Raw genomic sequence first — 14,317 nt, 5'->3', positions numbered from 1 at the left:
GCTAGAGTAAGGTTATCCACGCTAATGCCAATTTATTTACCTTAAGCTAACCGATTGTTATAAATAAAAACAAATTTATTATTTAAAAATTTTGACGCATTTAGCATAAAATAGATTTATCTGAATGGTTTTACACGAATAATAAGTTTTTTTGGCAGTTAAATTATATGCATGTGGCGGGTTTAACTAACCGTTTGTCTTAATGCTTTACTTTTGGCTGTGGCTTATACTTGGGGTATTAGCGCTAGGTGTTCAGAGTCGTTTAGAAAAGACATATTGTTCCGATAACCGAGTCCAGAAGAAATTCTAAGGTAAGCTGGTGTCCTTTTAACCGTGAGATCCCTGTCGGAAAAATTTTATAGATATTGCGTGGAAACATTTAATAATGATCTTAATACGTTTCATCATTACTCTTTGATTAATCGTGGGGCCTTCTCATGGCAGGGCGATCCATCATCATGGCTATTAAGTATAACATTTACTATGGTTGAGCGAGTATTTGTGAAACGTAGTGATTATCAAATCAACCAACATGGTGCTGATGATTGAAAGCCTTGCTTGTGTGATGGAAGCATTCTGAGTTGGATTTTTATTATTTAAGGCTTGTTATGCTGTAGAAGTACCAAGGCAGGCAACGTGAGACCCATATTGCTTTATTTTGCCTTTTTAGTTTTAGCCAGTTAATTTTTACAACTAATAAAACGCCTCATTACCTATTTTCAGCTTTTAATTGGCATACTCCATTTTTTAGAGGTAGATTCAATTGCTAAATAAATCACTTTCGGCACAGAGTCATCGCTGGGGAAGACCTTACGTTTCTTTATAGCATGACGGATAACGCTGTTTAATGACTCGATGGTATTAATATAACTATCTAATTCGACTATATGAATTAAATTTTTAGGGGGAATATATACCGATGATATATAAATTGATGTGGTCGACTTTCGTTTTAATAAAGTTTTAAAGTTAATTTTTGGAGCGGTTATTTTTGATTGTCATAATAAGACAGTCTAATTGTTACCTGAAATAGGCCAAGAGTAAAATTGTTTTAAATTTCTAGTGTTAAATCATATCGAGATAGTTAAATTAGTTCATATTTCCGTTTAATAGGCTTAGTTAATCAGTTTAAGCGGTTAATTTGATATTGAACTTTGCATAATATTGTACTTGTTCAACATTATAACCAGTATGGTCTTATACTGATTTGATTAATATATATGTTTATTAATCAATGTGTTGGGTTGTTATTGAGCTTTTTTTTGACGGGTGGGGTGTCGGTGAAACTCAGTTAATAAAAAATAAAACCAATGTTTATCTAGTTGAAATTTATTTATTTTATAATCATAAAAAAAACGCTATAGTAATAAGCAATCAATTAATAATCATATAATGATAGGTAATATTGATGTGAACTTGCTTAAAAAATATTGTCATCATTTTAGCATTAGCTTGCTAGCTTTTTTATTAGTAGGCTGTACACAGGGAAACTCCCCACTATTTCCCATGCTAGGTGCTTATTTTCCTTATTGGATGTTGTGTGTCTTAATTGGACTAATAGGCGCAGTGTTATTACGTGTTCTTCTGGTCCGCTTAGAAATCGATGATAAGTTACCGTTGCCCTTGCTGTTTTACTTTGGTGTCTTGCTATCGATTGCCATTACAATATCTTTACTTTATTTCTCTCATTAAATTATGAATACAGAAAATAAAAAAAAGCTCGCAATCATTATCACAATCGGTGTGTTTGTGGCTCTATTGCTTTTGCTATGGAAAAGCCTGCAATCATCAGTTTTGAACCCATTAAGTGAAGATGCGGTGATTGAGGCAAATAAAATCAATATATCTTCTGTGGTACCTGGGCGGATCAGCCAATTTCATGTTAAAGAAAACATGGAGGTCAAGGAAGGTGACCTATTATTTACGATCGACCCTACCATGTACCAGTTGCGAGTGGATCAAGCTCGAGCTGAATTACTTGTTGCAGAAGCAGCCCTCAGTAATAAAAAGAGGATCATCGTTGCTGAAACTTCAAATTCTGAAGTAGCAGAAGAACAAATCAAACGTGCACAAGTTAATCTTGCTCTTGCCACACAGTCATTAAAACGTTTAGAGCCTTTATTAGCTAAAGGTTTCGTGACTGCTCAACAGGTTGATGATGCACGTACTTTAAAACGTGATGCAGAAGTCAGCTTAAAACAAGCCCAAAAACAAAATGTAGCTTCTGAAGCATTAATTAATAATACCAAATCCGAAGAGGCTCTCGTTCAGTCATTAAAAATGTCATTGGCTATGGCGGAGTGGGAATTAAGTAATACGGAAATCAAAGCACCGAGTAATGGTTATATCGTCGGGTTAACCATGTCTGCTGGTGAGTTTGTGTTATCAGGCCAGTCTATATTTACATTAATAGATACTGATACATGGTTTGCATCTGCTTACTTTAAAGAAACGGAGTTAGGCAATATTCAGATGGGGAGCTGTGCAGTAGTTTACTCTATGATCAATAATAAGCAGCCAATTAAAGGTAAAGTGCAAGGTACAGGTTGGGGGGTTATGTCTACTGATTTGCTCAATATTCCTAGGGATTTGCCTTATGTGCCTAAATCACTAAATTGGGTACGAGTCGAACAACGTTTTCCTGTCAGGGTGATTTTAAATAATCCACCTAAGGAATTAATGCGAATAGGTGCCACAGCTACTGTTAATATAGTATCTAAAGATGATGACTGCTAAAACTTCACTAGTTTTTCAACAAATAAAGCAGGATTTGTTGCCATTCGAGTTTCGGTTTTCGACGGCGTGGCGTATTTCTCTACTCTGCGCATTAATGGCAGGTATTGCCATGTTATACGAAATACCAGAGTCGGCGATCAGTTGTTACCTGATTATTTACCTTGTTAAGTCTGACGCAGTTGAAAACATACTATTGTGTATCGGTGTCATAGTCTTATGCAGTATTGCTGTTTGTGTGATTTTTATATTATTTAACTTAACCATTCAAAATGTGATGTTACGCTTTTTCTTTATGGCGTTATTTTCTGGCTTATTTATGTATTTATCTTCTGCCAGTAGTTTGGGCGATATTGGTAATTTAATCGCGCTTGTGATCGCATTTTTAATGACATTAATTGATGATATTCCTTTTGGCGATGCTGCAACTAGGGGGCTGCTGTATGCTCTCTTAATGGCAGTATCACCTATGTTACTGGTTATTATCTTTAATTATTTTTTTGGTATTAGCCCAAGAAAATTATTACTCAATAAATTGTCAGAGCGCTTTTTAAGTGCGCATCAATTTTTTTTAGGGGATAAGCTCCAGCCAATTAAAATAACCGAAGCTTTAGCTACTCAGTCTGAATGCAAACGTTATTTAATGTTTATTAAGCTTTTTTTCCTAAAAGGGAAAAAAGAAATACAATGGCTAGATAGCATGATTGATAATTCCTATGAAATACTGATCATGTCTTTGAATTTACCGGATGATACATCATCAGCAGTGCGTATTGAGCTATCAGAAAAATGCCAATTTATTGCACAGTGTTTATCTACAAATCAACTTGAACAGTTAGAAAACCTTAAAGATAGCAAACCAACTAATAAGAGCAATCAACAGTTATTGGATGATTTCCTAAATATTTTATTTAAGAATAAAACATTCAGTGACCCAAAAACGAAAATGCCGTTTTTTGTTGAGGATGCTTTTACTAATCCTAATCATAAATATTTTGCAATAAAAACCACTTGCGCAGCACTGATATGTTACGTTCTTTATGACTTTTTTGAATGGCAAGGCATCCATACGGCGATGATCACTTGCTATGTTGTCGCATTAACATCAGTTGGTGAAACTGTGCATAAACTGACACTGCGTATCACGGGGTGTTTAATTGGTGCACTGATTGGGATTATTTCGTTACTTTATATTATTCCTCATTTATCCGATATTTTTAGCTTAATGGTATTGATTTTCTTCTGTATTTTACCCGCAGCATGGGTGGCTGCCGGTAATGAGCGTATTTCCTATGCAGGAGTCCAAGTTGGACTTGCATTTTTGCTAACGGTATTACATGGGTTTAAACCTAGTTTTGATATGGATGTCGCTTCCGATAGGATTTTAGGCATCTTATTAGGCAATATAGTGATGTATATTATGTTCACTAAAGTGTGGCCCGTATCCATCATGACCACGATTAATAAGCAAATTAAGAATATCTTAGATAGTTATGCGGCACTTAAATTAGGCAATTATGAGAATAATGTGCAAGCGCTCAGTTTAGTCTCAACAATTAATGAAGGCGTAATAAAAGCAAAAGATGATATAGACTTGTTAATCTTTGAAACTCACTCTAAAGATAAAGGTGATGCTTTAACTCGCTTCTTTAAACAGCTGTTAGCTGAAGCCTCAGTGGACAGTTATCAAAATTATGCTTCTAAATTTATCTATTTTAATCATAAAGATAATTTAGATCCCCATGCATGCGCTAAATCAATTAGTGACTTTAAACGTGATGTATTAAATTCGCTACCGATAATATTATCAGCTCAAGAAAAAGAGCAAGTCATGCAAGAACTCATTAGTGAGAAGTAATAATGACGGCACAATTAACAAAAAGTAAAAACAAACAGTATTTGCTCACTACTTTTCTGAGCGTATTTCTTATCGGATGTGTCGATACCAGCCGCTCATTTATGGAAAAAGCCCAGCAGCCGCTACGATATGAATCCGAAAAATACCTTTCTTCTCCTGAAGAGAATTTGTATGCCGAACATAATGAAACACTTAAAGAGCAGTATGACTTGGCTGATCTTATCGATATTGCGCAAAAAAATAACCCTGAAACACGTATTGCTTGGGAATTAGCCAAAAAGGCGGCGGTTGATGTTGGAATGGTTGAAAGCACCTATTTGCCTGTTATTACAGCAACAGCATTAAGTGGTTATCAACGAGGGACTGTAAAGCTTCCGCATAATGATCTTGTTGATAAAATCGATGTTTCTAACCATGTTTTTATCCCAGCGGTGACGTTTCAGTGGTTGTTGTTTGATTTCGGTAAGCGTGAATCTCTCGCGAATGCAGCAAAACATGCGGCTCTAGCTTCCGATTTGAACTTTAATTTACTTCATCAAAAGGTCATTCATGATGTTACTACGGCTTACTATACTTACGGAGCCGCACAGAAAAAAAACAAAATTACTGCTGAATCCTTAGCGCGCAGTAAAAATGTCCTTTATGCGGTGGAACAGAAAAAGGCGCGAGGTCTTGCGACCGTGCTTGATGTTGCATTAGCTAAGCAACAGGTTGCTCAATTAGAATTCCAAAGCGTATTAGCCGCAGGGAAAGAAAAAGACCAGTACCAATTATTGCTATCATCCATTGGTATGTCTCCACTTCAGTCTATCAACATCCAATATAGTGACAAAGATGTTCTCCCTGATGATATCGCGCCATTGACCCATGAAAGGATCAGGAATGCATTAGCTCAACGCCCTGATGTACTTTCTAATTATGAGCTTATGCAAGCAGCGATGAAAACGACTCAATCCGTTGAGTCTGATTATTTTCCTAAAGTCTATTTGGCCGGCGCTGTTGCTGGGGGAAATAGTAGCTTAGATGTACAGGGGTTACCCGGTATCAATCAAAGTACTTCCTCTTCAAATATTTTACTTGGAGTGAGTATTCCGCTTTATGAAGGGGGGATCAGGCAAGCCCGTATGAAGAATGCACAATCAGATATTCTGATTGCTCAAGAAAATTTACGAAAAAGCCAAGAGTTAGCGATCCGAGAAATGAGCTTAACTGAGAACGCGTTAAAATCAGCATTGGAAGCGCATAAAGCGGCAAAAAATTTAGTTGAAACAACTCAGTTAAGTTATACCGCAAGCGTTGATTTTTATCATAATGGGCTAGGCACGGTGACTGAAATTAATGCGGCAGAAATAGCATTATTTACAGCAGAACTTGCCCGTATTGATGCTTATACTGGCTCAGTTATTGCTGCTGTTGATTTAGCTTTTTCATTAGGGGAAATAGAAAAAGCATTACCTCGTTATGAACAGGCTAAAGCTAAATAAATAGTTTTAAATTGTAGAAGATAGGGATTACTATCTTCTACAATTGGTGATTAAATTAATAAATATCGAGTTGTTTAAAAATAGCTTTACCTTCATGGCTAAATTGGTCAATCGAATATTGAGTATAATTCATTTCACCATACCCTCTAATATAGATAGTTCCATTAGATAAATCAGATAAGCAAGTCCAGACAGTATATTCAGACAGTAAAATATCACCTTTCCCTTCACCTTCTCCGATATTATCAACAGTGATATTTTTAGTGCGATCAAAGTTATTCATTATATGGGCAAGGGTATTTATTGCCTCTTTTGCATTATTAGCTTGCGGTGCGTAAGTACTATAAAAAACGGCACGAACAAAACGCCCAACCGAGGTATCTGAAGAAGGGAGGTTTGCAGTTGCAATTCCGCTATCTGGCTGAGTCACTCGGATATTACCTAATAGATTGGTTGACTTATCAAGGTTAGATAATTGGCTATAATTATTGAGGTTTTTTAAATGCCATTGAAAATCAGGCCCATTAGTCATTACACGAGTTGGGTTATCAAAGACTTGTAATTTGCCGTTAACAGCTTCAACGACGATACTGCCACCTTGTTTATCATAAAAAGCATAATGGAATGGTGATTTTAAATTCCTAAAGTTGACGAGGATTGGGGACCAAAAGAAGCCACTTTCAATAGCTTTTTTCACTTCGTTAACATTGCTAAAACTAGATAAAGCCCATTCACCTATCGAGGTGACAGGTAATGACTTGGAATAATTTTCAGGTTCAATCGGTGAGAGTTCTGCTTCTGTGATCATATTGGCACTAAAAGTTAACCCCTCACTATTTAAACCTTGAAACATATTATGGTTATCACCATCAAAATAAATTTCAGTTGTTATAGCAAGAATGTCGAATTTAGATGTATAACTAATACCATTTTGACCATCAGGTGATTTTTTCTGAAAGAAGGTATTTACTGGGTAATATGTTATCCAAGAAGGTAAGTTTTCAGTTAATTCTAGTGTTCGTCCTTGGTAAATATGATTTTGACTATCTACTATTGATAAGCTTGTGCACATTTTATTAGTCTCTTATTGATAACATGTCAGTAAATTAGTAAATAATAATGACGTATACTATAAACTTATATTAGCTTCACTGAATAAACAATAATAATCATTAAAATATCTGACTTAGGCTTAATCTAATAAAATAGGTGAGTTTATAGGTAGGGGAATTATTAAATAATTGAACTGGACTTATTTCTAGATTAATGTCAGTAAAAAATGATTGAGAACACTCAGAATATTAAATAATAAAGTCATTGTATGGCATGAAGATCTAGTACAGAGAATAGGGGAGAATGTCAGTATTTTTGTAACCCCCTACATACTTTTCAATAACTTATATTACTATGAAGGGGGATGGTTTTGGCTAAATTGTCTATTTTGACTAATTAATAATATATTAAAGCGTTAGTGTTATTAGCTTCGTTTACCATAATTAGCGAAGTCTTCAGGCTTAGGAAATCCATAACTAGGGTCACTATTACGAGTCGGAAGGCGCTTTTTCATACTCGCTACTATTTCTGGTTGCTGGCTTGCTATATTATTACTTTCATTCGGATCTTCTTGAAGATCAAATAGGACAATGGGGCGCTTGGTACCTTTAGGCACGCTACCATAGCTTTTCATTAAGGATGGGTCAAAGCCCTCAATGAGTTTATAACGTTTATCTCGTACCATACGCCAATTAAGTAGGCCAGAAGTTACATATTCTCGGTGATCATTGGTTCTGCCTTCCAATAAAGGCCTAAAAGAGAGGGCTGTCATGCCGTCAGGGATCTCTGCCTTAGCATAATCTAAAAATGTTGCGGCAATATCAATAAGGCTAACTAATGCATCACTAGTGCGGTGTTGAATATTAGGCCCTGCAACGACTAATGGAACACCAACAGATGCATCATAAGGGACGTTTTTACCCCATCGGTTATGATCACCGAGCATTTCTCCATGATCACTTGAAAATACAATGATTGTATTTTCAAGTTCCCCCCTTTGTTTTAACTCATCAAGGTAGATCCCTAACCAGCGATCAATATTTTCTACCATTGCAGTGTAATTTTGTCGAATAGCTTCATGTTGTTCTGGATCGAGTTGGGTTGAATTAAAGGGTTGAGGAAATTTACGTCCGCGAACAGTTTTTTCCATTCTTTGAGTGATATCCTCAGGGTCATGAGGGCCTGCAAAATTTACTACCATATGCCATGGCCGATCTTTAGGAAAACGGCGTATCATTTCAATTCCAGTACGTCCAATCCAGTTATCAGCATAGTCTTCATCGTCAATAGGTGTCGGGTAAGTTTTTGCGTACGCTTCTGGACCTTTTGCTCGTCCACCTCCTCGAGAGGTGATATCTGCAGCATGAATATCTGCAACACCACGCTTAAGCATGTAAGCCATGTAAGGTTCAAATGGTGTTTTAAATTTATCCCATTCTAATACGGCATCACCTTTACCTGCACAGTTCACCATGTCTGAAAAGCCCCACTCGGACATATGGTTGCGGCCATCAATACCGTTATCAAATGTCGGTTTCGCGAGATCTAATTTCCCACAAGCCCCTACGTAATAGCCGGCATCGCGTAGTTTTTCATAATAGGTCGCTTGTGTTGTTGGATAAACAGTAAAGTTATCACCTACGCCACACCGGTCGTACTCACGACCAGAGGCAAGGCAAGCACGAGAAGGGCCACACACAGGGGAAGGAACAAACGCTTGCTGAAAGCGTGTTCCCCGAGCAATTAATGAATCTAAATTGGGGGTTTTAACTTCGAGGTTAGGGTTTGCGCCTATCCAGTCAAAGCGGTGTTGGTCTGGTAGAATAAATAAAAAATTAGGACGTTTATTGTTCGACGTGGTCCCTTGCGCTTGAGCTGAAGTAATTGACCCCATTACTGCAGGAGCTATCATGGGCGTTAAGACAGTCGCTAATAGGAAATCTCGGCGTGTCAATTCATTAATTTTACTCATAGACATGCTTCCTCATTGATCGAAAATAGTTCACTTATAATAAGAATGTAAAATCGATCTCACCTTGTGGAGACAGAGAAACTGATCAATTGGCAACATTCTTGATTCGCTTTCTTAATAGGCAACTACCTGAAAAATAAATGCGTATAACTTGAATTCTTATGATTTTTAAAACTCATGGCTTATAAAAGTAAGAGTGCACCTTAATTGTTATCACTAATGATTTAAGGTGCATTTATATTTCAATTTATTGATTAATCAAGATTTTCTCCATTTGAAGCGATCACGCGTTGATACCAATAGAATGATTCTTTCGGAATACGTTTTAGCGAACCATGACCTTCATCGTCTTGTTCTACATAGATGAAACCGTAACGCTTGGTCATTTGTGATGTTCCACAACTAATCAGGTCAATACAGCCCCATGTGGTGTATCCGATTAAATCAACGCCATCACGAATTGCTTCTTTCATCGCTATAACGTGCTCTTTAATATAGTCAATACGGTATGGGTCAGAAATCGTACCGTCTGGATTGAGCGTATCACGAGCTCCTAAACCATTTTCTACAACAAACAGGGGGATACCATAGCGATCCCACAGCTTATTCAGTGTGATGCGTAATCCCGTTGGGTCAATTGGCCAGCCCCACTCAGATTGTTTTAAGTATGGGTTTTTGATTTTACTCACTAAGTGACCTGATAATTCTTTTGCATCAGGTCCGCCTTTGGTGACATAAGTCATGTAATAGCTTAGCGAGATAAAATCTGCTACACCTTCTTTAAGCACTTTGAAATCTTCCGGTTCTACCTGAATATGAATATTATTTTCTTCAAAATAACGCAGCATATAAGTCGGATATACACCTCGGACGCTGACATCTGGATAGAACAGATTGATTTGGTCTTCTTTCAATGCTTGTAATTGGTCTTCTGGATTACAACTTTCTGCATAAGTTTCTAGTCGGCAAATCATGCAACCAATTTTTGCGTTAGGCATCATTTGTTTGCCTAGCTTAATAGAAATTGCACTGGCGACGAACTGGTTATGAGAGGCTTGGTATGCCGCTTGTTCGACATTTTTGACTGTGTCTGGTAGCGTACCTGCACCGGTATATAAACTATTGAGGTTCATGTTCATTTCGTTGAACGTGATCCAATATTTAACCTTCGATTTGTAGCGTTTATAGCAAGTTGTGGCAAATTTAACGAATAAGTCGATTAATCTGCGATCTTGCCAACCGTTGAATTTTTGCGTTAGCGTTAATGGCATTTCATAGTGAGATAGCGTAACAAGTGGTTCGATACCATATTTTGCTAACTCATCAAAAACGCGATCATAAAATGCTAAGCCTTCTTCATTGGCTTGCTCATCAATACCATTTGGAAATATACGCGCCCAAGAGATAGATAAGCGAAATACTTTAAAGCCCATTTCAGCAAATAATGCGATATCTTCTTCATAACGATGATAAAAATCGATACCCCAACGTTTAGGGAATAACGCTTTACATTCAGGTTTTAAATACTCTTCAAGTTCTTTTGATGTGACGTTAAAAGTAAAGTTATTGACTCCGCCATCTGCATAAGGGTCTTTATAAGCGGCAACATCTGAAGTAGAAAGCCCTTTTCCACCAAGGTCAAAAGCCCCTTCAATTTGGTTTGCAGCAGTAGCACCGCCCCATAAAAATCCTTCAGGAAAGCCAATTGTACTTGTGTTTTTAGTATTTAATTTCATAATTTCCTCTTTCTAAATCAATTAACGGTGAGCAGTGTGGTTTTATTACTCGTGACATATGGTTGATTTATCACTTGTAATTCACTGAATTCGTCAAAGTTGGTTATCAAAACCGGGGTGATTGTTGATAATGAATGTTTAGTTATATTTTCAATATCGAACTCGATGAGTAGGTCACCGGATTTAACGCTATCCTTTTCATTAACATGGAGGGTGAATCCTTCACCATTTAATGAAACAGTATCAATGCCTACATGAATAAGGATGTCTAACCCATCTGGGGTTGTAATTCCGATGGCGTGTTTACTTGGCGTGACCATTGAAATGGTGCCATCGATAGGTGCATAAACTTTGTTATCTGAAGGGATGATGGCAACGCCATCACCAATGATTTTATTGGCAAAAACGGTATCGGGAACTTGTTCAAGCGGTAAAGTTTCCCCGGAAATTGGCGCGAATAAACATAAATGTGGTGGTTGTTTATTATGGTTTGTTTCTTTTGATTGTGTTTTTTCTGGTATTTCTTGATGAGGTGGCGTGTTGTCGCGGCAAGTTGGCAAACTATCTTTACTCGGCTCAAGTCCTGACTCATCTAGTTTTAGAAATAGGGTGATAATAAAGGCCAAAGTAAAGCTAGATATCACCGCAAGGCAGATAAACATGAAGTTATTCGTGCCTGCTTCAACATAGGTTGGCAAGGCAGTGATCCCCGGAATACTAAACGCAAAGGCTTTTACGGCGAATGAGCCTATGATTCCGCCCCCTACTGCGCCACCAATTAATGCCGCGTAAAAAGGTTTCTTCAAGCACATGGTGACACCATAAATTGCAGGTTCAGTGATACCAAAAATGGCTGAAAGGGAAGAGGAATACGCAATAGATTTCAATTTTGTGTTTTTACTTTTGATAGCGACAGCCAGTGTTGCCCCTGCTTGGGCTAGGTTACTGGATAGGCTAATAGGTAATAAAACAAAGTCGTAACCTAATGTTTTAAAATTGGAAAATGTGGCCGGGAAAAAGGCATAGTGCATACCAGTTATCACTAATAATGATAAACAGCCCCCCATAATAAAGCCTGCGACAGGGCCTGCGATATTAAATAAAGCTGAGAATGTTTGCTGTAAATATTCACCAACGTAATAGCCTAACGGTGCGAGTAGTGAAAGGGTGATAATTGAAGAGATTATCAGCACCAATAGCGGCACAAAAATAATTTTAATACTCGCGGGGATGATTTTTTCAACCCATCGATTGATATAGCTTAATAACCAAACCCCAAGAATAATTGGAATAACAGTAAAGTTATAAGTAATGTTAGGAATAGTAATACCAAAGAAAGACAGCGTAGGTTCACCTTGGAATATAGGGTAAACCAGAATGAAGGCTAGGGTTACGGCAATATATTCATTGGTTTTAAATTTCCGAGCAACGGAAAAAGCCAGCAAAATAGGTAAAAAATAGAAGGCCGAGTCTGAAATGGTGTAAAGGATTCGGTACTCTGAGCTCCCATTTGGAATAAGGCCGGACATATCAAATAGAGCTAGCAACCCTTTGAGTAACCCCGTTCCAATGATAGCCGGTAATATTGGGGTAAAAATACCCGACAGAAAATCAAAAAATGTATTAACAATATTTTGTTTAGTCTCTGATATTTCTGGTGGTGACGCCTCATTGGTTATTGCTGAGCCATGAGGTTCAACTATTTTATGTAGCTCAGTGAAAACATGTGTAACGTGGCTGCCTAAGATAACTTGTAACTGATTACCTAGGAAATTAACACCTAGTACCCATGGGATGTCACGGAGTTTATCTACATTAACTAATTCATTGTTATGAAGATTGAAACGCAAGCGTGTAATACAATGCCAATGTTGACTGATATTATTTTTCCCACCGATAAGAGTGATAATTTGTTCTGCGACTTGTCTACTTTCCATAAGTATACCTATAAAAAAACCTGAACAACGGCCTCCAATTTAATTTTGGAAGTGTTGTTCAGGTTAATGCCTAGTCTTGCCAGTTACACACCTGTTATATTTCAAGCCGAAGTTTATGCCTGACTTATTTTGTTTTATTTTATAAATAATCCAATGAGTAATGCTAAAATCATTGATGAATAATAATACGTTTTTACATATAAAAGCATTATTATTCACGATTCCAGAGTCTGTAACTCAAAATGTAGACATAAAAAAACCTGAAACTATTGAATAATAAAATTCAATACATTTCAGGTTATTGCCTAGTCGAACTAGTTACAGACCTACCATTACTTTATAGAATTTTTATACCTGAAAGACAATGTGAGAATAATGGATTTGTGATCTGTACGACAGAGATATACATTTGCCTTAAGTTTGCGTTATCATTTTGATTCAAGAAATAAAAAATTATTTAGTTTTTATTTTATTCAAAAATGAAGTGCTATTAAAATAATCGCCGTTCTTGAGAGCAAGAAGAACCGATTGCTTACTTCGGTATTGATCACAAAAAATAGGCATAAATCTTGCCTTTTTTGTAGAAAAGATATATCTATATCAATTGGTGTGTTACTAGCTAGACTAGGCAAAAACCTGAAAATGCTGAAGTATTACTTCATGTCATTTCAGGTTTTTTTTCGTTTATAACGTATAATAATGGAAGTCGCCTATATGTACCTAATAAAAAAAGTTATAAATAATAATGTGATACTTGTAGACAACGAAGCCCAACAAGAGGTTGTTATTATTGGTAAAGGCATAGGCTTTAACTCTAAAGCAGGTCAAAACTACCATTGTAATGAAAGCGATGAGCTTTTTATCAAGCCTCAAGACCATGATATCCATAATTTTCTTGATAATATTCCTATTGATATTATCAAATTGACTATTGAAGTTATCAATAAATGTAAGCCCATTTTAAATGCGGATTTAAGTGATAGCTTAGTTATTACACTCTCTGAACATATAACTTTTGCCATTGAGAGAAGCAAAAGTCGGGAAATGAATGTTTCTCTGTATGAAGTGCCTTATTTATATCATCTTGAATTTATTGCAGGAAAGGTTGCAGTTGATTATATTAATGAAAAATTTGATGTAAGTTTACCAGCAAGTGAAGCATCTCTTATTGCACTTCATTTTGTTAATGCAAAATTAAATAACAAAAGTGTTGGAGATACACTCAGGTTTACACAGATAGTTTATAAAATTGTTAATATTGTAAATTACTCATTTCATATCCAAGTCAATACTGAGTCGGATATTTTCTCTAGATTTATTAATCATTTAAAATATTTATTGATCCGCTGTCAGGCAAATCATGACAAAAGTAGTCAATTTAATTCTATTCTTGAAGAGTTGGTAGAGAAAGAATTAATGAAAAATTTTGTATGTGCAAAAAAAATAGCGGAATTGATACAATCTGAATATAACCTTCCAGTTTCTCGTGAGGAAATTATTTATTTAGCATTACATATAGAAAGACTTTTAAATGCAGTTTAGGG

9 protein-coding genes and 1 pseudogene are annotated in these 14,317 nt (G+C 36.4%); 5 read left to right on the top strand and 5 right to left on the bottom strand.

Translation table 11 applies throughout. The features are described from left to right. Positions 1-719: 719 nt before the first annotated feature. A pseudogene (locus ACIPUA_RS00255) lies at positions 720-863 on the bottom strand (transposase); the annotation flags it as partial. 529 nt (positions 864-1,392) lie between these two features. Between ACIPUA_RS00255 and ACIPUA_RS00250 the strand changes: the two are divergent. From ACIPUA_RS00250 to ACIPUA_RS00235, 4 genes are read left to right on the top strand one after another with little or no spacing between them, the layout of a single operon-like run. After that, positions 1,393-1,692 carry a YtcA family lipoprotein gene (locus ACIPUA_RS00250; RefSeq protein WP_208291984.1) on the top strand — a complete coding sequence of 100 codons (300 nt, stop codon included), beginning with the start codon at positions 1,393-1,395 and terminating at the stop codon, positions 1,690-1,692. A 3-nt stretch (positions 1,693-1,695) separates the two neighbouring features. Beyond that, a complete protein-coding gene (mdtN, locus tag ACIPUA_RS00245) occupies positions 1,696-2,736 on the top strand; it encodes a multidrug transporter subunit MdtN (RefSeq protein WP_042846146.1) in 1,041 nt (346 codons plus the stop codon). Then, entirely contained in the window at positions 2,723-4,591 is a 1,869-nt protein-coding gene (locus ACIPUA_RS00240; protein ID WP_166685118.1) for an FUSC family protein, read from the top strand. Before mdtN ends, ACIPUA_RS00240 begins: the two co-directional genes overlap by 14 nt. A gap of 2 nt (positions 4,592-4,593) precedes the next feature. Then, entirely contained in the window at positions 4,594-6,075 is a 1,482-nt protein-coding gene (locus ACIPUA_RS00235) for a TolC family protein (RefSeq protein ID WP_449059182.1), read from the top strand. Positions 6,076-6,130: 55 nt separating this feature from the next. Here ACIPUA_RS00235 and ACIPUA_RS00230 read toward each other — a convergent pair whose 3' ends face one another. From ACIPUA_RS00230 to ACIPUA_RS00215, 4 genes are all read right to left on the bottom strand, one after another. Then, a complete protein-coding gene (locus tag ACIPUA_RS00230; protein ID WP_449059181.1) occupies positions 6,131-7,147 on the bottom strand; it encodes a linear amide C-N hydrolase in 1,017 nt (338 codons plus the stop codon). A 405-nt stretch (positions 7,148-7,552) separates the two neighbouring features. Next, positions 7,553-9,100, bottom strand: coding sequence for a sulfatase family protein (locus ACIPUA_RS00225; RefSeq protein ID WP_052219337.1), 1,548 nt, complete (start codon positions 9,098-9,100; stop codon positions 7,553-7,555). 254 nt (positions 9,101-9,354) lie between these two features. Further along, positions 9,355-10,836, bottom strand: coding sequence for a glycoside hydrolase family 1 protein (locus ACIPUA_RS00220; RefSeq protein WP_042846141.1), 1,482 nt, complete (start codon positions 10,834-10,836; stop codon positions 9,355-9,357). A gap of 17 nt (positions 10,837-10,853) precedes the next feature. Next, positions 10,854-12,773 (bottom strand): beta-glucoside-specific PTS transporter subunit IIABC, encoded by a 1,920-nt coding sequence (locus ACIPUA_RS00215; protein ID WP_071548601.1) that lies wholly within the window; start codon positions 12,771-12,773, stop codon positions 10,854-10,856. 714 nt (positions 12,774-13,487) lie between these two features. Here ACIPUA_RS00215 and ACIPUA_RS00210 point away from each other — a divergent pair. After that, positions 13,488-14,315: a PRD domain-containing protein gene (locus ACIPUA_RS00210; protein WP_042846138.1), complete on the top strand. Its 828-nt coding sequence runs from the start codon at positions 13,488-13,490 to the stop codon at positions 14,313-14,315. The last annotated feature ends 2 nt before the right edge of the window (positions 14,316-14,317 follow it).

The organism is Providencia sp. AGC89, assembly GCF_053543535.1.
The sequence above is the reverse complement of the archived record's forward strand: the minus strand, read 5'-3'. Positions and strand labels throughout refer to the sequence as shown.

Coding starts and splice junctions, on each gene's coding strand:
- ACIPUA_RS00210 (WP_042846138.1), top strand. CDS start 13,488: ATGTACCTAATAAAAAAAGTTATAAATAATAATGTGATACTTGTAGAC.
- ACIPUA_RS00240 (WP_166685118.1), top strand. CDS start 2,723: ATGATGACTGCTAAAACTTCACTAGTTTTTCAACAAATAAAGCAGGAT.
- ACIPUA_RS00225 (WP_052219337.1), bottom strand. CDS start 9,100: ATGAGTAAAATTAATGAATTGACACGCCGAGATTTCCTATTAGCGACT.
- ACIPUA_RS00235 (WP_449059182.1), top strand. CDS start 4,594: ATGACGGCACAATTAACAAAAAGTAAAAACAAACAGTATTTGCTCACT.
- ACIPUA_RS00250 (WP_208291984.1), top strand. CDS start 1,393: ATGATAGGTAATATTGATGTGAACTTGCTTAAAAAATATTGTCATCAT.
- mdtN (WP_042846146.1), top strand. CDS start 1,696: ATGAATACAGAAAATAAAAAAAAGCTCGCAATCATTATCACAATCGGT.
- ACIPUA_RS00220 (WP_042846141.1), bottom strand. CDS start 10,836: ATGAAATTAAATACTAAAAACACAAGTACAATTGGCTTTCCTGAAGGA.
- ACIPUA_RS00215 (WP_071548601.1), bottom strand. CDS start 12,773: ATGGAAAGTAGACAAGTCGCAGAACAAATTATCACTCTTATCGGTGGG.
- ACIPUA_RS00230 (WP_449059181.1), bottom strand. CDS start 7,147: ATGTGCACAAGCTTATCAATAGTAGATAGTCAAAATCATATTTACCAA.